This is a genomic window from Amycolatopsis sp. NPDC005232 (assembly GCF_040607795.1).
Classification (GTDB): Bacteria; Actinomycetota; Actinomycetes; order Mycobacteriales; family Pseudonocardiaceae; genus Amycolatopsis.
Map to the genome: position 1 here is coordinate 340,629 of NZ_JBEXHL010000004.1, position 20,665 is coordinate 361,293.

At 70.7% G+C, this 20,665-nt stretch carries 22 protein-coding genes and 1 riboswitch; of the genes, 4 read left to right on the forward strand and 18 right to left on the reverse strand.

Going from position 1 to position 20,665, the window contains the following annotated elements; translation table 11 throughout:
- The first annotated feature begins 14 nt into the window (after positions 1–14).
- A complete protein-coding gene (locus ABZU76_RS11085) occupies positions 15–779 on the forward strand; it encodes a class I SAM-dependent methyltransferase (RefSeq protein ID WP_354867451.1) in 765 nt (254 codons plus the stop codon).
- 57 nt (positions 780–836) lie between these two features.
- A riboswitch (guanidine-III (ykkC-III) riboswitch) is annotated at positions 837–899 on the forward strand.
- A 28-nt stretch (positions 900–927) separates the two neighbouring features.
- Entirely contained in the window at positions 928–1,242 is a 315-nt protein-coding gene (locus tag ABZU76_RS11090) for an SMR family transporter (RefSeq protein WP_354867454.1), read from the forward strand.
- On the opposite strand, the gene ABZU76_RS11095 is transcribed toward ABZU76_RS11090, so the two are convergent.
- Positions 1,239–2,099 (reverse strand): sigma-70 family RNA polymerase sigma factor, encoded by an 861-nt coding sequence (locus tag ABZU76_RS11095; RefSeq protein ID WP_354867457.1) that lies wholly within the window; start codon positions 2,097–2,099, stop codon positions 1,239–1,241. The genes ABZU76_RS11090 and ABZU76_RS11095 overlap by 4 nt on opposite strands.
- 80 nt (positions 2,100–2,179) lie before the next feature.
- On the opposite strand from ABZU76_RS11095, the gene ABZU76_RS11100 reads away from it, so the two are divergent.
- Positions 2,180–2,923, forward strand: coding sequence for an NAD(P)H-binding protein (locus tag ABZU76_RS11100; RefSeq protein ID WP_354867459.1), 744 nt, complete (start codon positions 2,180–2,182; stop codon positions 2,921–2,923).
- On the opposite strand, the gene ABZU76_RS11105 is transcribed toward ABZU76_RS11100, so the two are convergent.
- From ABZU76_RS11105 to ABZU76_RS11135, 7 genes are all read right to left on the reverse strand, one after another.
- Positions 2,920–3,693, reverse strand: a complete 774-nt coding sequence (locus tag ABZU76_RS11105; protein ID WP_354867462.1) for a type III pantothenate kinase — start codon at positions 3,691–3,693, stop codon at positions 2,920–2,922. The genes ABZU76_RS11100 and ABZU76_RS11105 overlap by 4 nt on opposite strands.
- 61 nt (positions 3,694–3,754) lie before the next feature.
- Positions 3,755–4,249, reverse strand: coding sequence for an aspartate 1-decarboxylase (panD, locus tag ABZU76_RS11110; RefSeq protein WP_220244802.1), 495 nt, complete (start codon positions 4,247–4,249; stop codon positions 3,755–3,757).
- A 12-nt stretch (positions 4,250–4,261) separates the two neighbouring features.
- Positions 4,262–5,170: a pantoate--beta-alanine ligase gene (gene panC, locus ABZU76_RS11115; RefSeq protein WP_354867465.1), complete on the reverse strand. Its 909-nt coding sequence runs from the start codon at positions 5,168–5,170 to the stop codon at positions 4,262–4,264.
- Positions 5,167–6,069: a DUF2520 domain-containing protein gene (locus tag ABZU76_RS11120; protein WP_354867468.1), complete on the reverse strand. Its 903-nt coding sequence runs from the start codon at positions 6,067–6,069 to the stop codon at positions 5,167–5,169. Before ABZU76_RS11120 ends, panC begins: the two co-directional genes overlap by 4 nt.
- Before the next feature lie 262 nt (positions 6,070–6,331).
- On the reverse strand, positions 6,332–7,438 hold the full coding sequence (locus ABZU76_RS11125) for a PrsW family intramembrane metalloprotease (protein ID WP_354867624.1): 1,107 nt from the start codon (positions 7,436–7,438) through the stop codon (positions 6,332–6,334).
- 534 nt (positions 7,439–7,972) lie between these two features.
- Positions 7,973–9,763, reverse strand: coding sequence for a DUF6779 domain-containing protein (locus ABZU76_RS11130; protein ID WP_354867471.1), 1,791 nt, complete (start codon positions 9,761–9,763; stop codon positions 7,973–7,975).
- Between the two features lie 69 nt (positions 9,764–9,832).
- Positions 9,833–10,294, reverse strand: a complete 462-nt coding sequence (locus ABZU76_RS11135) for a DUF3180 domain-containing protein (protein WP_220244806.1) — start codon at positions 10,292–10,294, stop codon at positions 9,833–9,835.
- A 61-nt stretch (positions 10,295–10,355) separates the two neighbouring features.
- Here ABZU76_RS11135 and ABZU76_RS11140 point away from each other — a divergent pair, with 61 nt between their 5' ends.
- Positions 10,356–11,291 carry a MerR family transcriptional regulator gene (locus ABZU76_RS11140; RefSeq protein WP_354867626.1) on the forward strand — a complete coding sequence of 312 codons (936 nt, stop codon included), beginning with the start codon at positions 10,356–10,358 and terminating at the stop codon, positions 11,289–11,291.
- A 61-nt stretch (positions 11,292–11,352) separates the two neighbouring features.
- Here the strand turns inward: ABZU76_RS11140 and folK are convergent, their stop codons facing one another.
- The 10 genes from folK to hpt all read right to left on the reverse strand — a co-directional run bounded on the left by folK (position 11,353) and on the right by hpt (position 20,664).
- On the reverse strand, positions 11,353–11,847 hold the full coding sequence (folK, locus tag ABZU76_RS11145) for a 2-amino-4-hydroxy-6-hydroxymethyldihydropteridine diphosphokinase (protein WP_354867475.1): 495 nt from the start codon (positions 11,845–11,847) through the stop codon (positions 11,353–11,355).
- Entirely contained in the window at positions 11,844–12,203 is a 360-nt protein-coding gene (folB, locus tag ABZU76_RS11150; RefSeq protein ID WP_354867478.1) for a dihydroneopterin aldolase, read from the reverse strand. The genes folK and folB overlap by 4 nt, the downstream gene beginning before the upstream one ends.
- A complete protein-coding gene (gene folP, locus ABZU76_RS11155) occupies positions 12,196–13,002 on the reverse strand; it encodes a dihydropteroate synthase (RefSeq protein WP_354867481.1) in 807 nt (268 codons plus the stop codon). Before folP ends, folB begins: the two co-directional genes overlap by 8 nt.
- 35 nt (positions 13,003–13,037) lie before the next feature.
- The gene (folE, locus tag ABZU76_RS11160; RefSeq protein ID WP_220244810.1) at positions 13,038–13,664 is read right to left on the reverse strand and encodes a GTP cyclohydrolase I FolE; all 627 of its coding nucleotides are present in this window, start codon (positions 13,662–13,664) and stop codon (positions 13,038–13,040) included.
- Entirely contained in the window at positions 13,636–16,035 is a 2,400-nt protein-coding gene (ftsH, locus tag ABZU76_RS11165; RefSeq protein ID WP_354867484.1) for an ATP-dependent zinc metalloprotease FtsH, read from the reverse strand. Before ftsH ends, folE begins: the two co-directional genes overlap by 29 nt.
- A 200-nt stretch (positions 16,036–16,235) precedes the next feature.
- Positions 16,236–17,060, reverse strand: coding sequence for an ESX secretion-associated protein EspG (locus tag ABZU76_RS11170; protein ID WP_354867487.1), 825 nt, complete (start codon positions 17,058–17,060; stop codon positions 16,236–16,238).
- Positions 17,061–17,158: 98 nt separating this feature from the next.
- Complete coding sequence (locus ABZU76_RS11175; RefSeq protein ID WP_354867489.1) at positions 17,159–17,962, reverse strand: ESX secretion-associated protein EspG; 804 nt, start codon at positions 17,960–17,962, stop codon at positions 17,159–17,161.
- 165 nt (positions 17,963–18,127) lie between these two features.
- Positions 18,128–19,531, reverse strand: coding sequence for a hypothetical protein (locus ABZU76_RS11180; RefSeq protein WP_354867491.1), 1,404 nt, complete (start codon positions 19,529–19,531; stop codon positions 18,128–18,130).
- Between the two features lie 19 nt (positions 19,532–19,550).
- Positions 19,551–19,916, reverse strand: coding sequence for a hypothetical protein (locus ABZU76_RS11185; RefSeq protein ID WP_220244814.1), 366 nt, complete (start codon positions 19,914–19,916; stop codon positions 19,551–19,553).
- Between the two features lie 196 nt (positions 19,917–20,112).
- Entirely contained in the window at positions 20,113–20,664 is a 552-nt protein-coding gene (gene hpt / locus ABZU76_RS11190; RefSeq protein ID WP_220247209.1) for a hypoxanthine phosphoribosyltransferase, read from the reverse strand.
- Position 20,665 lies beyond the last annotated feature (1 nt).

The window sequence follows — 20,665 nt, forward strand, 5'->3', positions numbered from 1 at the left end:
TAGTCTCGGTTCTCGTGACCGATCCCACATATGACCAGGAACTCCACGCCCGCCGCGCCTCGTCGTTCGGCGGCCACGCCGCCGCCTACGCGGAGCACCGGCCCGACTACCCGCAGGCCGCTGTGGAATGGGGGCTCGCCGGCGCCACGCACGACGCGCGCGACGTGCTCGACCTCGCCGCCGGCACCGGAAAGCTCACGCAGGGGCTGGTCGACCTCGGCCTCACCGTGACCGCGGTCGAGCCCGACGAGGGCATGCTCGCCCAGCTGTCCAAGCTGCTGCCGGACACGACGGCGCTCATGGGCAAGGCCGAGGACATCCCGCTGGCCGACGAGTCCGTCGACGCGGTGTTCATCGGACAGGCTCTGCACTGGTTCGATCTGGAGCCCGCGTTCGCGGAAATCCGCCGCGTGCTGCGCCCGGGCGGGGTCGTCGTGGCGCTGTGGAACCACGACGACACGACGGTGGAGTGGGTGGTCGAGTTCGCGAGGCTCGTGCGCACGGGCGTGAGCCGCCTGTTCCGCGACGATAACGAGCGCCTGTCGGCAGCCGGCTTCGAGCCGTTCGAGGACCACGAGTTCCCGCACACGCACCGCCGCACGATCGACTCGCTGCTCGCGACCATCAGCACGCACTCCAACTTCCTGGTCGCCGAACCGGCCGAACGCGACGCCGCACTGGCTGCCGCGCGCGAATATCTCCTGGCGGTGCCGGAGGCGGGCGCGGGCGAGTTCGACTACCCCCTGGTGACGACGGTGTTCCGCGCGCGCAAGAGCTGAGTTGTCGGTGGCGGCGAAGATCACCATCCGGGCGCGCTGGGTGGTGCTAGCGTCGGATTCGGCGCCACTCGGGCGTCCCGGACGAGAGCGTCGTACCCGGTCAGGACAAGACGGCGCAGTGGATTCATCACTGCGAAAGGTCTTGATCATGGCTTGGGTTGTTCTCGTTGTCGCGGGCTTTCTGGAAACCGTCTGGGCGGCGGCGCTGTCGGCCACCAAGGGTTTCACAAAACTGGGACCGAGTGTTCTTTTCGTCGTCGCCCTCATCGCCAGCATGGGTGGTCTCGCGTACGCCTTGCGGAGCATTCCCCTCGGAACCGGTTACGTCGTGTGGGTCGGTATCGGTGCCGTGGGCACTGGCTTGTACGGCATCCTCGCGCTCCACGACCCCGCGACGATCGGCCGCATCGCATGCCTGGTGCTGATCGTCGCGGGGGTTGTGGGCCTGAAGGTGCTGAACTAGGGAACGGTGATCTCCAGCGCGCTGAGCCGCTTCGGATCCCCGATCACGTCGATCGCCGTGATGCGGTCGCCGTCGAAGGTGAACGTGAGCACGACCTCGAGACGGCCGCGTGGGGCCAGCACCAGAGCGGGCAGGCCGTCGACCAGCGCGACCTGCGTGCCGCGAGCCCGGTCGGACGCGAGCAGCGCGCCCTTGCTCACGCTGCGGACGCCGCGCAGCACCACGGGCGCCGGAGCTCCCGAAACGGCAGCGTCGGCCTGCAGCACCACGTCAGGGTCGAGCAGCTGCAGCAGCGCCTCGAAGTCGCCGCCGCGCGCGGCCGCCAGATAGGCCTCGACGGCCCGGCGGCTGCGCGTGACGTCGGCGGCCGGTTGCTCGCCCCGGACCCGGCGCCGGGCGCGGCTGGCCAGCTGGCGCACGGCGGCCGGCGTGCGGTCGAGCATCACGGCGATGTCCTCGAACGGCACCGCGAACATGTCGTGCAGCACGAACGCGATGCGCTCGGCCGGGCCCAGCGAGTCGAGCACGACCAGCAACGCGAGCCCCACCGAGTCGGCGAGCTGCGCTTCTGCCTCGAGGTCGAAGTCGTCGCCGCGCTCGAAGACCTCGGCGTCGAGCGAGTCCTCACGCCGGCGTTCGCGCGTGCGCAGCTGGTTGAGGCACTGGCGCGAGACGACCGTGGTGAGCCAGGCGGGCAAGCTCTCGATCCCGGCCGAGTCCACGCCGTCGAGCCGCAGCCACGCTTCCTGCACGGCGTCCTCGGCCTCGCTCAGCGAGCCCAGCATCCGGTACGCGACGCCACGCAGCCGCGGGCGGTTCTCCTCGAACTGCTGCGCCAACCAGGCCTTTTCGTCCACGTGTCACATTCCTCCGTCGCGCGGGTTCACCGAAGTAGACACCGACAATCCCGGTCACGTGACCGGAACGGAGGAACCCGATGAGCACGATCCTCGTCACCGGCGGCACCGGCACGCTCGGCACCCTCGTCACCCCGCTGCTGCGGGACGCGAAGCTGCGCGTCCTGAGCCGGCACGCCCACGAACCCGCCGACGGCATCGAGTACTTCGCCTGCGACCTGCTCAGCGGTGAAGGCCTCGACGCCGCGATCGACGGCGTGGACGTGGTGCTGCACCTGGCCGGCGGGCCCAAAGGCGACGACGTGGCCACCGCGAACCTGGTGAAAGCCGCCAAGCGCGCGGGGGTGGGCCACTTCGTGCTCATCTCGGTGATCGCCGCGGACCGCGTGCCGCTGGGCTACTTCACGCGCAAGTTCGAGGCGGAGAAGACCGTGATCGCCTCGGGTCTGCCGTGGACGATCCTGCGCGCCGCCCAGTTCCACGGCTTCTGCCTCGACGCCGTGCGCGCCGCCGCGAAACTGCCCGTCGTCCCCGTGCCGGGCGGCATGCGGTTCCAGCCGGTGGATGCCCACGACGTCGCGGCTCGCCTCGCCGAACTGACCCTCGGCGCGCCTGCCGGCCGCGTTCCCGACCTGGCGGGCCCGAAGGTCTACGCCATGCGCGAACTCGTCGAGGATTACTTGCGGGCCAGCGGAAAACGCCGCCCCAAGCTGCCCATCCGTCTGCCGGGCAAGGCCGGCCGCGCCTACCGCTCGGGCGACAACCTCAACCTCGACGCGGAAACCGGCACCCGCACGTGGGAGGAATTCCTGGCGAAGATCTAGCGCACGTTGCGTTCGTAGACCAACCGCAAGCCCAGCAACGTCAAATCGGGGACGTGTTCCTTGATCGTCTCCGATTCGCCGATCACCAACGGCGCGAGGCCGCCGGTCGCGATCACCGCGACCGGCTCGGTTTCCTCGCTGCGCAGCTCACGCACGATGCGTTTGACGAGGCCGTCGACCTGGCCCGCGAAGCCGTAGAGGATGCCGGACTGCAGACATTCCACGGTGTTCTTGCCGATGACCGACCGCGGCGGCACGAGCTCCACCTTGCGCAACGCGGCGGCGCGGGAGGCGAGCGCGTCCACGGAGATGTCGATCCCGGGGGCGAACGCGCCGCCGAGGAACTCGCCCTTGGCGGAGATGGCGTCGACGTTCGTGGACGTGCCGAAGTCGACCACCACGCACGCCGTGGCGTGCAGGTGGTGGGCGGCGAGGGTGTTCACGAGCCGGTCGGCGCCCACCTCCTTGGGGTTGTCCACCAGCAGCGGCACGCCCGTGCGCACGCCGGGTTCCACCACGATCTTCGGCAGCCGCGAGTAGTAACGCCCGAGCATCACCCGCAGTTCGCGCAGCACGGTGGGCACTGTGGACAGTGCGCTGATGCCGGTGATCGCGTCGGCGTGCGGGCCGAGCAAGCCGCGCATGGTGAGCGCGAGCTCGTCGGCGGTCATGCGCGCGTCGGTGCGCATACGCCAGTCGCCGACGAGCCGCTGCCCCTCGTACAGGCCGAGGACGATGTTGGTGTTGCCGACGTCGACGGTGAGCAGCAACGCGGACTTCCTTTACTGCGGCCCCGGTCTCGCCGCCGACTCAGTGGATCACAGTGATGACTTAGCTTTCCGCGTGGAGCAACGCGTCGAGGCGGCGCGCGTCCGCGGTTTCGGCGACGGGGAAGGCGATCGTGTCCTCCTCGGGCAGCGTGACGGTGCCGCTCAGCAGCCCCGACCCTTCCGGCGCGTGGGCCGGGTCGGTTCCGCGTTCGACGATCTGGTTGTCCTCGTCGACGAAGATCACCCGCGGCTCGTAGTTCAGCGCCTCCACACTGTCCATCTGGCCGTAGGAGATGAGGATGACGAGGTCACCGGGGTGCACCAGGTGCGCCGCGGCGCCGTTGATGCCGAGCACGCCGCTGCCGCGCTCGCCCTTGATCACGTAGGTCTCGAGCCGGGCCCCGTTCGTGACGTCCACAATGGACACCTGTTCGCCCGGCAGGAGGTCGGCGGCCTCCATCAGGTCCTCGTCTACGGTCACGGACCCCACGTAGTGCAGATCCGCCTGCGTCACGGTGGCCCGGTGGATCTTCGACTTCAGCATCGTGCGGTACATCGTGGACTCTCCCTATTCCCCTGCGTCCAGATCCACACTCGGATGGTCCACAGCCCGTCCGAGCAGCACTCCCACGTTGTCGATCAGCCGGGTGCTCCCCACCCTGGCGGCGATCAACAACCGTGCCTCACCGTCGACGGGCGCCGGCCCGAGATCGGTTCCCCTCAGCTCCAGGTAGTCCACCTCCACCTGCGGACGCTCGGCGAGCGTCCGGCGAGCCAGGTCCAGCACCGCTTCGGCCCCGTCGCGGCCGACGTGCGCCCCCGCGGTCAGCGCCGCGGAAAGCACCACGGCGTCCTCCCGCTGCTCCGGCGTGAGGTACACGTTGCGGGAAGACAGTGCGAGCCCGTCGCGCTCGCGGACCGTCGGCACCCCGATCACGCGGGTGTCGATGTTCAGGTCGGCCACCATCTTCTTGATCAGCACCAGCTGCTGGTAGTCCTTCTCCCCGAAGAACGCGTAGTCCGGGCGCAGCAGGTTGAACAGCTTCGCGACGACGGTGAGCACCCCGGTGAAGTGCCCGGGCCGCACGGCGCCTTCCAGCTCGTCGCCGAGCGGGCCGGGGTGCACGGTGACCATCGCGTTCTCGGTGTACAGGTCGCTCGCCTTCGGCGTGAAGGCCAGCTCGACGCCGGCTTCGCCCAGCGTCGCGAGGTCCTCCTCCATGCGCCGCGGGTACGCCTCGAAATCCTCGCCCGCGCCGAACTGCAGCGGGTTCACGAAGATCGACGCGGCCACGATCGTGTTCGGCAGGCGCTTCGCGCGGCGCATCAGCTCGCGGTGGCCGGCGTGCAACGCGCCCATCGTGGGCACGAGCGCCACCTTGTGGCCGACGCTGCGCAGTGCGCGCGTCACCTGGCTGATGTGCTCGGGCGGCTGGTACGCGTTGAGCTTGGCGCGCTGGAACTTCGGTGTGGTCACGGGGTCTGCCCTTCGGCGGAGTCGTCGAGGAGGTCGGTCAGCTCGGCGGCGGTCGCCGCGTCGAGCAGGCCGGCGGCGCGGGACCGCTCGGCCGTGCGCCGGGCCAGTGCCCGGTAAGCCGGGGCGATCGCCGGCTCCGAGTCCGAGAGCACGGTGAGGTGCTTGCGGACGGTGCCGAGATCACCACGCGCCACCGGGCCGGTGAGGGCGCGGTCGCCGTGGCGCAGCACATTATCCAATGCGGCCGACAGCAGTGGTGCGACGAGTCGTTCCGAATGCCCGATTCCGGCTTCGCGGAGCATCTCCGTGCAGTCGGCGACGAGCGTCATCAGGTGGTTGGCGCCGTGCGAGAGCGCCGCGTGGTAGAGCGCGCGGGCGGCCTCGGGGATGCGCACCGGCTCGGTGCCCATCTCCACGGCCAGCGCCTCGCCGACGTTCCACGCCGCCTCGTCGTCGGGCGCCGCGGTGACGCCGATGCTGGCGGTGCTGAGGCGTTCGAGGTCCTCTGCGCGGCCGGTGAACGTGAGCACGGGGTGCAGCGCGAGCGCCAGCGCGCCGACCTGCGCGGCGGGCTTCAGGACGTCGACTCCGTGGGCACCGGAGGTGTGGACGACGATCTGGCCCGGCCGCAGCGACTCCGTCGCCACGAGCCCCCGGACAATGCCCTCGAGGGCGTCGTCGGGCAGCGCGAGCAGCACCAGGTCGGCGCGGCAGACGACCTCGTCGGGCGGCAGCAGGGGGACGTCGGGCAGCAGGCGTTCGGCCCGCGCCAGCGACTCGGCCGACAGGCCGGAGGCGGCGACCACCGTGTGCCCCGCCCGGCCCAGTGCGGCGCCGAGGACGCTGCCCACCCGGCCGGCCGAGACCACGCCCACCGCGAGGCGGGCCGGTCGGTTCATGGCGTGCGCCTGTGGACGCTCATGGCTCGAAACTCCTTGGCTCGTTCCAGTCCCGCTCTTCCGTCGCGGGTACCAGACGACGGCGCGAGAGTAGCCCCGTCGCGTCCGGATGGCGGAGCTCTGGTGACGAGCTTCACCCGGTCGTTCAATCGCGGAGGTAATTTAATCGCGCCTCGGCGATCTGCGTGGCGGAGGGCCGCCACACCCCCGCTGAGCACGCGTTTTCCGGCTCGATCGAGCTACCCCGCGAGGGGGATGACGATCATCGCGGCTCGCCCGCGGTGGCGAGGCGCACGGCGTCGGCCCGCGCAGTTTTGAGGGTGCGCAGCAGCTCTTCCTGACGCTGCTGGTCCTCTTCACTGCGGATGCTGTTGCGCCCCAGGAACGCGAGCTCCGAAACGCTCGCCTGGTACAGCCCGACCGCCCGCGCCGCCGCTCTGCCGGACTCGCGTCTGGCCTGTCTGCGCCACGCGCGGCGCCCCGGGAGACTCGCCAGCAGGCTGACCTCCGACTTCGCGATCCACCGGTCGGCCACCATCTTCGGCAACGCCGCCGCCACGATGCGTTGTTCGCGCCGCCGTTGCAGCACGATCACGTAGACCACGCCGATGAACAGCGGCACCATGATCAGGAAGTACACGGTGAGGAACGCCTTCGAGCCGCCGAGCGTGGCCGCGCTGTTCCACAGCACGTGGAGGCAGACGCCCGCGACGTACCCGGTCAGCGGCGCGACGACCCGCAGCCACCGCTGCCGCGTGCGTGCCGCCACCCCGAAACCGATGCCCGCCATCACGGCGAACAACGGGTGCGTGAACGGCGACAGCACCCCGCGCAGGAAGAACGCGGCGAGCACGCCCGCGTTGGCGCCGTTGCCGAAGCCGTACTCGGCGAACGCGCGGCCGAAATAGTAGATGTTCTCGGTGAACGCGAAGCCGGCCGCCGAGAAGCCCGCGTAGACGATCCCGTCGACCACCCCGTCGAACTCCGCGCTGCGGCGCCAGAAGATGAGCAGCACGAAGGCGTCCTTCGCCGCTTCTTCCACCAGCGGAGCGGAGACGAGCGCGCTCACCTTGGAGCCGTTGCCACTGCCGAGCAGGATGTCGCCCACGGCCTCTGCGCCGCTGTTGATGACCAGCGCGGTGATCGTCGCGATGCACGCGCCCCACGCGAAAGCCAGCAACAGCAACTTCGCGGGCTCCGGCTCCCACCGGTCCACCCACAGGAACCCCGCGACCACCACCGCGACCGGCACGAGCGCCGCCAGCACCCCGATGGACACCGCCCCCACGCCGACGCGCGCCGTGGCCAGCCCGAACAGGAACAGGCCACACAACGCCACGACGATCAACCCGACCACGGGCAACAACACCGTGACCCGACGCGGAAGGCGAGCACCGGGTCTCGCCGCTGAGCCCTTCGTGGTGGGGAGGGTTCCGTTCACGAGCGGTCACCATACGGGGGTGAGGTGTGTGGTGCTGGCTGTGGCTCTTCGCGGCCGCGGTTTTTCCTGGGTGGGCAACGGCTGTGCGGGTGTCGCCGCTCATCTCGCGGCGGCCGGATGTTTGCGGCCGACGGGGCCACGAGCACCGAATTCGGCTCGGCCCGCACCCGCGTTCACCGGCTCCGGCCACGGCTGCTGCGAGCGGCTCTTCGGGTTCGAAGCCACTGCGCGGCCGAGGTTTGGCTTCTTGCGCCGTGACGAATCCGACTCGAACCGACGACCGCGCTCTCCGGTTCCGGCCACAGCCGCCGCGCCTCCCGGCACAGCGGCGCTGCGCGACCGAGGTTTCGGTGCTGCTTCTCTCGTCAGCAAAGACTGCGCGGCGGCGTGAGGCCTGCGGAAGGCTGGTACACAGCGAAAAGCCCCGGCCCAATCATGCTGAGCCGGGGCTTTCCCGGACGTTCAGTCCTCTGCGCGACGACGACGCCGCGGCGCTGATTCCGCAGCGCCATTGGCGGCCAGGAGTTCCGTGACCGACCGGCCCGCCGTGTGGGAGCCGCTCGCGGGGGCGGCGTCGGCGGCGCGGCGGCCGCGGGAGGGGGTTTCCTCCGGGGCCTCCACGGGGGGCAGGTTGCGGCGGCTCTGCGAAGCTCGCTCGTTGACCACGCCTTCCCACGCGGGCGGCTCGCCGTCCGGGCGACGGCGACGGCCGCTGCCGGGCGTTTCGGCCGGCTCGTCGTCGGAGCGGCGGCGGCGGCCGCCGGAGGTCTTGCCGGCGGTGCTGCGGACCGACTCCGGCAAGGTCGGGTTGACCGGCTCCTCGGGTTCGTCGCCCGAGTTCGAGTGAGCCCCGTGCCGCGTCGAGGGCGCGGAGTCGGCCAGGGGCGACAGGTCCGCACGCGAGAACTGCTCCAGGCGCGAAGGCTTGCGCTGGCCCGGTTCCGCGTGCGACGGCTCCGGAGTTTCCGCCACGGGCGGGAGGTCGGTGCGCGAAGCGGTGGCCTCGCGGGGCTTCGGTGGGGTGTCGCCGGAGGGGCGACGGCGCTCGCCGAAGTCGGCGGACGCGTCCCACGCCGGCTTCCACGTACCCGTGGACTCTCCGGTCGACTGGTCCTGGCGGCTCACGCGGGGCAGGTCGGGCCGGGACACCTCGGCGTGCGAGACCGGGGGTTCGACACGTCGCAGGCCCGGTCGCGACGCCTCGGCGCGCGAAACCGGCGGCTCGACGCGACGCAAGTCCGGCCGCGACACCTCAGCGCGCGATACGGGCGGCTCCACCTGGCGCATGCCCGGGCGCGAAACCTCGGCCCGCGGCACCTGGCGCGTTTCCTCGAGCGACTCGGGCTTCGAGACCGGCGCGACGGTGCGCGTCGGCTGCGACTCGGCCGCGGCGGCCTGGCGACGCGCTGCTTCGGCGCGCAGCTCGGCGGCCTTCACGGCGCGCGCGGCGGCCGACTCGGGCTCAGGTTGGGACGACGGCTGCGGAGCCGGCTTCGGCCGGTTCTGCTTCGGCCGCGCGAGCTGCTGCGTGCGCTGGGTGTTCAGCGCAGCGGGCGGTTTGCCGTTCGGCCCCTGGCCCTGACCGGGACCGTGCTGACCCGGCTGGCCCGAGCCGTTGGCGGGCTTGCGCCGCCGGTCGGTGCCGGGGGTGTCGAGCACGCGGTCGATCAGCTCGGTGGGCCGGTCGTTGCTGACCTCGACCACAGGGTTCTTCGGCGCCATCAGCTGCGCGGGCTTCTTGCCGTTGCCGTTCTTCGACTCCGAGCCGGCCGACACGAGCCGCTGGTCGTCGTTGAGCGAGCGCATACGCGTGGCCTGCGCGGTGAGCGCGACGCGTTCCAGCAGCACCTCGCCACCGAACAGCGACTGCAGGCTCTCGCGCAGCGCCGACACTTCGGCGCGCAACGCGTCGAGCTCTTCGCGCGACTTGACCTCCGCGGTCTCCCTCGTCTCGGCTTCGATCTCCAGCTCGTACTCACGCCGAGCCGCGATCTCGCGTTCCAGTTCCAGTTCGTATACCGCCTGCGCCTCGGCGACCGCGTCCTCGCTGTGCGCCGCGTGCTTGCGATACCTCACGGCGAGGAAGGCGCCGATCAAGGCGGCCCAAAGGGCTGCGACGATTCCCAACCGGAGGAACCGGAGGTCGTCGCTGAGCACCAGTGCGAGAGTGGCTCCGATGGCGAGGACGAATCCGACGACGAGCCACGGCCTGCCCAGAAGGCGGCCGCGCGAGTCGTCACCCACGCCGGTCATGACAGACACCGTACCTTCTAGTGACCCGAACGAGACCTAGTCGGTACTTCGAGCGGCAGGATCTGGTCGTTAACCGGTCGTCGGACGGTTGTCCTGGCGCTCGTCGCCGGGAGGGGTCCGGCAGGAGTGCTCAAGCCACAAAGCCGCAGCTACGAGCATCGCGGAGCACACCGCACCGACCACCGCGGCACGGGTGTCGAAGACGCTGGCGACGAGTTCGTCACGTCGGGGAAAAACATACGCGAACGCCGCCAGCCAACCCCCTGTCATGAAGGATCCGGCCAACGAAGACGCCTTCGCGAGCGCTACTGAGCGTGCAATGCCGATCGAGGCCGTCACCCGTCCGGCCTTGATTCTCGACCTGATCGTGTAAGCCATGATCGCCTCGATCACAGCGAGTACTGCGAACGTGACTCCTGCCAGCGTCGGGAGTCGGGGCAGGTCACCGTAGGCGAGCTGAAAGACGACGTAGACCAGGACAAGGCCGAGGACCGCGGCCACCACCAGCTCACGGGGCCGGGTGAAGTGCATGGGGTCTACCGTACCGAGAAGCCTTGACCCTCCAGTGACTGGAGACTCCACCATGCGTCGTGTGGGTGCCACCGCGGTCTTCACGATCGGCGAGCTGTCCCGGCGGACGGGACTGCCGGTCAAGACCATCCGCTTCTACTCCGACGAGGGCCTGCTCCCGCCGACGGAGCGCACCGACGCCGGCTACCGGCTGTACGACGCGCACGCGCTCGCACGGCTGGAGCTGGTGCGGACGCTGCGTGAGCTGGGACTCGGCCTCGCCGACGTCGCTCGCGCCCTCGAGCGCGAGTCGTCAGTGCGCGACCTGGCCGTGCGCCACGTCGAGGCCCTCGACGAGCAGATCCGCAGGCTCCGGCTGCGCCGGGCCGTGCTGCGGGCGGTGGCGAAACGCGATTCCGAACTGGAGGAAGTGAAGCTGATGAACCGCCTCGCACAGATGTCCGACGAAGAGCGCAAGCGTCTCGTCGACGAGTTCTGGGCCGAGATGACCGAGGGCCTCGCCGTGGACCCCGAGTTCTACGAGCGCATGGGCTCGGCCAAGCCCGAGCTGCCGGACGATCCGTCGCCCGAGCAGCTGGAGGCCTGGCTGGAGTTCGCCGAGCTCGTGCAGGACCCGGAGTTCCGCCGCCTGATCCGCGGCATGAGCGAACGCCACGCGGCCGACCGTGACGCCGGCGCGTCGACCGAGGTCACGCAAGCCCAGCGCGACAACTGGTTCGCCTGGTCCGCCGACGCCCGCGCCGCCCTCGACGCGGGTCTGGGCGCGGACTCACCGGAGGGCCGCACCTTGGCCACCACCATCGCCGTCGCCTCGGCCGGCCCGGACGACGACCCGGCGGACCCCGCGTTCCGCCGCGCACTGGCCGACAAGTTCGCCTCCGGCGGCGATCCCCGGGCCGAGCGTTACTGGCAGCTACTGGCGATCATCAACGGCTGGCCGCCGATCCCGAGCGCCCAGCCCGAGGTCGGCTTCATGCTGGCGACGCTGCGTAGCTGAGTGCGTACCTGAGTGAGTGCGTTACCGCCGAATCGGTGAACGGCGGGCGAACGGCGCCGAGTCACCGAAGCCGCAGGTCCGGCCGGAGGACGACACCCGCTTTGTCCTCCTCCGGCCGAGCCCGCAAGAGATCCGCGACGGGATCGTGGCCCGGCAACACCGCATCCGGCTCGATTTCCAGCCACGGGATCAGCACGCTCGCGCGGTCCGGCGTACCCGGGTGCGGCAGGAGAAGGCGCGGGTCGTCGGACGTCACGGCGTCGACGGTCACCACGTCGACATCGAGGGTCCGCGGGCCCCAGCGCAGCTCGCGGACGCGGCCGGCCGCCTGTTCCGCGGCCTGGGCCGTGGCGAGCCAGGCCCAGTGGTCGCGCGCGGGGTCGTCGACGACGCACACGGCGTTGAGGAAGTCGGGCTGGTCTTCGACGCCCCACGGCTTCGTCTCGTACACGCTCGACACGGACACCAGCGCCGGCCGGACGGTGTCCAACGCGATGCGCAGGTACGCCAGCCGGTCGCCGAGGTTGGAGCCGAGCGAGAGGACGGCGCGGCTCACCGCTCGCGCCGGACGGTGACCGCGACGTCGTCGAACGTCAGCGGGATCGGCGCCGACGGTTTGTGCACCGTGACCTCGACGGCGCTCAGCCGCGAGTCGCGCATGACCTCGTCGGCGATCTTGCCCGCGACGCTCTCGATGAGGTCGTACGGCTCGCCCGCCACGATCCCGGCGGCCAGCTCGGCGAGCTCGCCGTAGTGCAGCGTCTTGGTCAGGTCGTCGGACGCGGCGGCCGGCCCGAGGTCAAGCCACGCGGTGACGTCGACGACGAACTCCTGCCCGTCGCGCTTCTCGTGCTCGAACACGCCGTGGCGGCCGAACACCCGCAGCCCCGTCAACGTGATGTGATCAGCCATCGGCCCGCCCCTTCCGCCACGCGGCCGCGACGGCGACCGCGTCGAGCGACGCGCCCACCTCGTGCACGCGCACTCCCCACGCCCCGGCTGCGGCGGCCAGGGCGGAAATCGCGGCGGTGGCGTTCTCGCGCCCGTCCGGCGGCCGCGGCTCACCGTCCTTTTCGGCCAGCAGCCGCCCGAGGAACCGTTTGCGCGAAGCCCCGACGAGCACCGGGAAACCCAGTGACAGCACTGAATCCAGGCCGTGCAGCAGCGCCCAGTCGTGCTCGGCCTGCTTCGCGAACCCGAGCCCCGGGTCGAGCACGATCGCGCTTTCGTCCACACCGGCAGCGAGTGCATCGTCCACTCTGGACTGAAGCTCGCTGTGCACCTCGGCCACGACGTCGGTGTACGTCGCGAGCTTGGTCATGTCCTTGCTGTGCCCCCGCCAGTGCATCAGCACCCACGGCACGCGGCACTGCGCGGCGACTCGCCCCATGTTCGCGTCGGCGAGCCCGCCGGACACGTCGTTGATCACCCGCGCCCCCGCCTCGACGGCCGCCTCCGCGACGGAAGCACGCGTCGTGTCCACGGACAGCGCGACACCTTCGGACGCCAGCTGCCGGATCACCGGCAGCACCCGCGCGGCCTCGGTCTCCGCGTCCACGCGCAACGCCCCCGGCCGCGTCGACTCGCCACCGACGTCGATCAGGTCCGCGCCGCGCGCCCACATGTCGCGCGCGTGCTCCAGCGCTTGGTCGAGGTCGAGGTAGCGGCCGCCGTCGGAGAACGAATCGGGCGTCACGTTCAGCACGCCCATCACGGCGCACCGCCCGGGCCGGGGCAGGCCCGAGATCACGGGCGCCGCCCCTTGATCAGCTCGATCGCCTCCGCGCGCGACGTCGCCGACGTCCGCATCAGCCCTCGCACCGCCGACGTCACCGTCAGCGAACCAGGCTTGCGGATGCCGCGCATCGACATGCAAAGGTGCTCGGCCTCCATCACCACGATGACGCCGCGCGGCTCCAGCTTGCGATCCAGCGCGTCGGCGACCTGCGACGTCAGCCGTTCCTGGACCTGCGGCCGCTTCGCGTAGAGGTCGACGAGCCGGGCGAGCTTGGACAGCCCGGTGACCTTGCCGTTGGCGTTCGGGATGTACCCGACGTGGGCGACGCCGTGGAACGGCAGCAGGTGGTGTTCGCAGTTCGAGTACATCGGGATGTCCGTGACGAGCACGAGCTCCTCGTGCGCCTCGTCGAACGTCTTCGCGAGCACTTCGTCCGGATCGGTGTACAGCCCGCCGAACATCTCGCGGTACGCGCGCGCCACGCGGGCCGGCGTGTCACGCAGGCCGTCGCGGTCGGGGTTCTCGCCGCAGGCCAGCAGGAGCTCCCGGACAGCGCGCTCCGCCCGGTCCTGGTCGAAGACCGGGACCGGGCGGAGGCCGTCGTTGCTAGTGCTTGTCTGGTCCGTCCACGTCACGCCGCTGCTGCCCCTCGTCCGGCTGCTGGCCGTTCGCGCCGTCGGCGAACCAGCCCTGCTCACGCGGACGGTCTTCGGCTGGGCGCCAAGGCTGGCTGCCCGGGGATGTCGCCGGGGTCCAGCCCGGAGGCGCCCCGTAGTTGGGCGGACCGCTCTGCGTACCGCTCGGGCCACCCGGGTTGTAGCCGCCTGCCGGACCGCCCGGCTGCTGACCACCATACGACTGGGGCCAGCGACCCGTGCCGTTCGGCCCACCGTTCGGCCGGCCGCCGTTGGGCGGCGGGGCGTACGGGTTGGCGTTCGGGTCGGGCGGCGTCGGCGGTGCGTACGGCGGCCCACCGGGGAGGTCACCCGCGCCCGCGGCGGTGCCGACGGGCGTCGGCTCCGGCTGCAGGACCGGCTTCTCCTTCTCCGGCGGGGGCCACGGCTCGCCGCGCTCCATCGCCAGCTCGCCCGGGGTCTTGATGGGCGGCTTGTCCGACGGGGTGCGCTCACCGAACTCGTTGAAGACGGTGATGTGCGGGCGCTTCTCGACGGTCGCGAAGATCCGCTCGAGGTCCTTGCGCTGCAGCGTCTCCTTCTCGAGCAGCTCCAGCACCAGGTTGTCGAGCACGTCGCGGTAGGTGTTGAGCACGTGCCACGCCTCGGTGTGCGCCGTCTCGATGAGCTTGCGCACCTCCTCGTCGATCTCGTGCGCCACCTCGAGCGAGTAGTCGGCCTGGCGGCCCGCGGAGCGGCCCAGGAACGGGTCGCCCTGCTCCTGGCCGTACTTCACGGCGCCGAGCCGTGCGCTCATGCCGTACTCGGTGACCATGGAGCGGGCGATCTTCGTGGCCTGCTCGATGTCGGAGGAGGCACCGGTGGTGGGCTCGTGGAACACGAGCTCCTCCGCCGTGCGGCCACCCATCGCGAACACCAGGCGGCCGATCATCTCCGACCGGGTCATCAGCTGCTTGTCGTCCTCCGGCACGAGCAGGGCGTGGCCGCCGGTGCGCCCGCGCGGGAGGATCGTGAGCTTGTACACGGGCTCGATGTCCGGCATCGCCCACGCGGCGAGCGCGTGCCCACCCTCGTGGTAGGCCGTGATCTTCTTCTCCTTCTCGGAGATGATCCGGCTCTTGCGCGCCGGCCCGCCGACCACGCGGTCGACCGACTCTTCGAGCGCGACGTCGGTGATCACGTGCCCGTTCTGGCGGGCGGTGAGCAGCGCGGCCTCGTTCAGCACGTTGGCCAGGTCCGCACCCGACATGCCGACGGTGCGCTTGGCCAGACTCGTGAGGTCGGTGCCCTGCGCGAGCGGCTTGCCCTTGGAGTGCACCTCGAGGATCGCCTTGCGGCCGCGCAGGTCCGGCGCCGACACGGGGATCTGGCGGTCGAACCGGCCCGGGCGCAGCAGCGCCGGGTCGAGGATGTCGGGCCGGTTGGTGGCCGCGATCAGGATGATGCCGCCGCGGGCGTCGAAGCCGTCCATCTCGACGAGGAGCTGGTTCAGCGTCTGCTCGCGCTCGTCGTGCCCGCCGCCGAGGCCGGCACCGCGCTGGCGGCCCACCGCGTCGATCTCGTCGACGAAGATGATGCACGGCGCGTTCTGCTTGGCCTGCTCGAACAGGTCACGGACGCGGGACGCGCCCACACCGACGAACATCTCGACGAAGTCGGAACCGGAGATCGTGTAGAACGGCACGCCCGCTTCACCGGCGACGGCTCGCGCGAGCAGCGTCTTACCGGTACCGGGCGGCCCGTAGAGCAGCACGCCCTTGGGGATCTTCGCTCCGAGTGCCTGGTAGCGCGCCGGGTTCTGCAGGAAGTCCTTGATCTCGTACAGCTCTTCGACGGCTTCGTCCGCGCCCGCCACGTCACCGAACGTGGTCTTCGGCATGTCCTTGTTCAGCTGCTTGGCCTTGGACTTGCCGAAGTTGAGGACGCGGTTGCCGCCGCCCTGCGCGTTGTTCATCATCCACATGAGCAGGCCCAGGACCAGGGCCAGCGGGATGGCGAAGATGAGGATCTGCGTCAGGATGCTCTGCTGCGTCACCTTGGTGTCGAACTTGATCGGCTGCTTGTCGATCGTCGCGGAGTTGAGCTCGTCGTAGATGTTCACGGCCGCGTTCGCCGGGTACTGCGCGACGATCTGGTCCGTCTGGGTGCCGTTGACATCGATCTTCTGCGTCAAGGACAGCTTGACCTGCTGTTCCTTGTCCTCGATGCTGGCTTCCTTGACGTGGCCGGCCCTGATCTGTGCGTTCGCCACTGAGATCGGAGCCTGGGTGTAGCCACGATCGCTGTCGAAGATCGTGTTGTAGGCGAACAACGCCAGCAACCCTGCGACGATCCACAGCAGTGGGTTCCTGAGCACGCTCTTCCGGTTCATACGACTCGGCCCTTGCGGCCTCGACCCTCCCTGGTTGGGCGGCTCCTGTGATACCCGCCATCACGATCTTGACAACCCGTGGTGCCCGGGCCAGTCCCACCAGGGTACCGCCCGTCCGGACGATCGACCCTTGTGAGCCTCACGCAGGTCAACGGGCGATACAGCACGAGGGTTCCCGGATAGTGCCGGTTCGCGTCACCCTAGCGTGTGTCGGCGGCCACTGAAGCCACCATCTCACCGAGTCGCGTGCGCAGCGTCATCGGGTCCGCAGGCGCCACCGTCACCCATTCGCGGCCGTCGGATCCCGCTCGCGACAGGCTGAGGTAACGGCCCGTGGCGGTGTCGAACCAGCCCAGCACGCGGGACCGCTGCCGGGCTCCGAGCTGGGTACGGCTGTTCGCGGCCAGCTGACCGCCGCGCAGCCGCGGCTGGCCGGAGATGAGCGCGTACGTCTCGCGCGGGTCGACCGTCGCGCGCTCGCTCAGCGACTGGCGCTTCGCCCGCCGCCCCTTCTCCTCCGCCGCGCCGAGGCCGCCGGCCGCGACGGGCACGCGGATCGGGCGTGTGTGCAACGCCTCGTCCAGCGGGAGTGTGACGGATGCCTCGCTGCCGCGGCGGCCGCCGGGCAGCAGGTCGACGATCGTGGAGACCAGGCCGTCGGCGGGGGTCTCGCGCAGCCAGATGCCGTCGGCGTCCTGGATGGCCACCACGCCGGCGGCCCGCCCGTCACCCGCCGCGAGCAGCGAGACGGGGTGGGCCTGGAACTCGGGGATGTGCAGCGCGTCGAGCGTGATCGGCGCGCGGGCGAGCAGGTTCAGCCACTCGTCCACGGGCGGTTCGAGGCGGCCGCGTGCGTCACGGACGCCCCGTGCCTTGAGCTCGACGTCGACCCGGTGCCGCAGTGAAACGCGTTCGTCTTCCGTGGCACCGTGCGAGCGCACGCGCAGCGGGTAGGGCAGCTCGCCGAGTCCCGCGGACTCCCAGAGGAAGTCGAACGCCAACGGCGAGAAGAACTCTTGGTGCATGCGGTGGTGCTCACCCTCCAGGATCGATCTCTTGCTCAGCGTAGCGCGAGCGTGCCCCGGGCAGGAACGGCCTGAAGTGCTGAACTACCAGCAGCTCCTCAGAACGCCGCCGCGCTTTCCTGCCCCGCCGCGCCGGCCATCATCTCGCCGAGGCGGTGCCGCAGGGTCGCGGCGTCGGCCGGCGCGATGGTGATCCAGTCGCGGCCGTCGCGGCCTCGGGTGGCCTGTGTGAAGTAGCGGCCGGTCTCGGTGTCGAACCAGCTGAGCACCGGCGACCGGCTGCGCCCGCCAAGGCGGTTGCGCGCGTTGGCGCCGATCTGCCCGCCGCGCAGCCGCGGCTGGGCGTGCAGGCGGGCGAGTGCCTTGCGGTCCTCGTCCACGCTCGCGCGGCCCGAGGCGTCGACCTGGTTGCCGCGGCGCTGCATGAAGTCGACGCCGGAGCTGCCCACGAGCTGCTCCAGCGGAACCGTGATCGACTTCTCCGTGCCGCGCGGGGCGCCCGGCAGGAGCGAGACGATGGCGGTGGCCAAGCCGTCGGCCGGGCACGGCTGCAGGTGCAGACCGCGCTGGTCCTGTACGGCCAGCAGGCCCTGCTCGCCGGCGAGGCCGGCGACGGCCAGCAGCGGTTCGGCGTTGGGATCGAGCAGCTGCACCGTGTCGAGGCTCGTGTCGGGCGCGGCGAGGATGCCGAAGTACTCCTCGACGTGCGGCGCGGGCCGGCCGCGGCCGTCGGCGAGATCCCGCTGGACCAGGCCGCCGAGCGTGCGCGCCCGCAGTGCGTCGCGCTCGTCGACGGTGGCGCCGTGCGAACGGATCCGCAGCGGGTAGGGCAGCTCACCCAGCGCGGCCGACTCCCACAGGAAGTCCACCTCGAGTGGGGTGAGCAGCTCCGCGTTCGGCATCGACCAAACCCCCAAACCCCGTGTCACACCTTGTGTTCAGGACGTTGTGTTCAAGACATTTTCGGTGGTGCTGCGCCGTGTTCCAAACAGCCGTGTTCTGAACAGCCGTGTTCGAGACAAACGCGGGCGCGCGGCCGGAATGGCCACGCGCCCGCGGGAAGTGCGTCAGTTGTCGTCGTCGTCCGACCAGGCACCGATCACCGGCGGAGGCGTGGCCTCGTTGGCGCCGAAGGCGTCGTCCGGGTCCGGCTCGATGAGGAAGGACGCGTGGGTGTGCTCCTGGTCCTCCTGGCCCTGGCCGCCGTGGGCACCCATGCCACCGCCCATGCCACCGCCCATCGGGTTCATGCCCGGCGGGTTCTGGCCACCGATCGTGCCGCCGGCCGAGACCACGCCCTGCTGCTGCGCGGGCGCGGCGCCCTGGGCACTCTGGTGCTCGGCGGCCGCCGACGTGCTCTCCTCGTTCTTGCGCGCGCCACTGCGCGAGCCCTGGCCGAGCTTGCCGCCCGCGAAGCCGGCACCGCCGCCCAGCGCGCTCAGGCCGAGTGCCGAAGCGGCACCGCCACCACCACCGCCACCGGCGGACACGGCCGGTGTGGCAGGAGCCGGGGCCGGGGCGGGCGTGGCACCCGCGCCGGCACCCGCCGAAGCGGCCATGCCGCCGTCGAAGCCGGACGTGCCGTAGGTGCCCGAGTTGCCGGTGACCAGAGGGCCACCCGCACCGGACGCCCCCGCGGCCGCGCTGTTGCCGGAGTGGCCCGTGTAGCCCGCGCCACCGCCGACGGCGTAGCTGCCGGCGGCGAGGGCACCGGCGCCGACCGGCGCCGCGATCGTGCCGACGTTGCCGAAGTCGTTGCCGTTGAAGTGCGAGGGCGTGGGCTTCATGCCGAGCGAGTCGGGGCCGAAGCTCGGGGTCGTGTTGTCGACCTCTTTCATCGACTGTGTGTAGGCGTTGAAGAACGCGACCTGCTGGGCCTTGACGTCGTTGGCGGCGTCGGCCTGGGCCTTCTGGTCGGCGGCCAGCGCGGCGGGACCGCCTGCCAGCGCCGCGGACATGGCCTGCTTCGGGTCGTAGTCGAGCGGCGCCGGCATCTTCTTGACTTCGGCGGCGGCCGCGGCCTGCTTCGCGAGGCGGTCGGCCATCGTGTGCGCGGCGTCGGAGGCCTGCGTGCCCGAGTTGGCGATGGACACGAGCGCGCCCTGCGCACCCGCGGCACCGTCGCCGACCCACGCGTTGCCGAGTTCGGCGACCGCGTTGAACAGGTCGTCGGACGCCGTCTTCAGCTCGGTGCCGTGCTTGGTCCAGTGCTGCCCGGTGGCCTCGGCCGTGCCCGGGTCGTTGTCGGTGATCGCGCCGTTGTAGAGCTGGTGGCTCTCCTGCGCGTTCCAGTTGGGCGGGTTGGCGATCGCGCGGTCGCCGCCCATCTCGAACCCGCCGGCGCGACCGCGCGCGGAGTCGACGATGTTCTGCGAGACCGAGTTGTCGCCGAGCTGCACCGCGGACCCGCTGGCGGGCACGTTCTGCGCCGGCGGCTGCTGGCCGTAGCTGTTGTCTTGGTTTCCAGCCATGACTTCGTGATCCCCCTCGTCAGGCCTTGCGGAACGGGTCGGCCGCGGACTGGTCGAACTCGTGGTAGCGCGCCATCGCCGTGAGGATGCCCTGCTCCGCCGCCTCGTACTGGCTCAGCAGGTTCTGCAGGGCCGAGGAGTAGGAGTCGCCACCGCCGTCGGCGCGCTGGACGAACTTCTCGGCCATCGCCTGACCGACGGGGTTGGCGCCGAGCTTCGGCGGCTGCGCCAGCGAGCCCGCGCTGTTGAGCAGGGCTTCGACCGCGTCCTTGCCCGTGCGGATCTTGTTGAGCGCGGTCTGCGCGGCGTCAGGGTCGATGCCGACCTGGCCGTTGACAGCGGCGCTCTTGAACGCGTTGGCATCGGCCAAGCTGCTGTTGCCCATTGCCCTCTCTCCGTTCCCCCGCGCGAGCTCCCCGCTCGCTTGGCAGTAGGTCTTCGCATAGGTTAACGCACCTGGTCTGCACCTATGACGCGATCGGCGAACCCCAGGTTCCCCGCCGTGTGTGATCGCCGCAACACCGCCGGCGCGTTACCACCTCTGACACGTTCGAAGGCCCCGCGAGGTTCACCGCCGGGCTTCAGGACGTGTAGACGTGCGGGTCCAGTGTGCCGATGTAGGGCAGGTCGCGGTAGCGCTCGGCGTAGTCGAGGCCGTAACCGACCACGAACTCGTTGGGGATGTCGAAGCCGATGTACTTCACCGGCACGTCGACCTTCACGGCCTCGGGCTTGCGCAGCAGCGAGACGACCTCGAGCGACGCGGGGTTGCGGCTCGCGAGGTTCTTCAGCAGCCACGACAGCGTGAGGCCGGAGTCGACGATGTCCTCGACGATCAGCACGTCGCGGCCCGCGATGTCGCGGTCGAGGTCCTTGAGGATGCGCACCACACCCGACGACGAGGTCGAGGAGCCGTAGGACGACACGGCCATGAACTCCAGCTGCGTCGGCACCGGCAGAGCGCGGGCGAAGTCGGTCATGAACATCACGGCACCCTTGAGCACGCCCACCAGGAGGAGATCACCCTGGCCGTTTTCGGGGTAGTCCGCGGCGATCTTGGCCGCCAGCTCCGCGATCTTGTCCTTGATCTGCTGCTCGGTGATGAGCACGGAGGCGATCTCGCCCTCGTACACG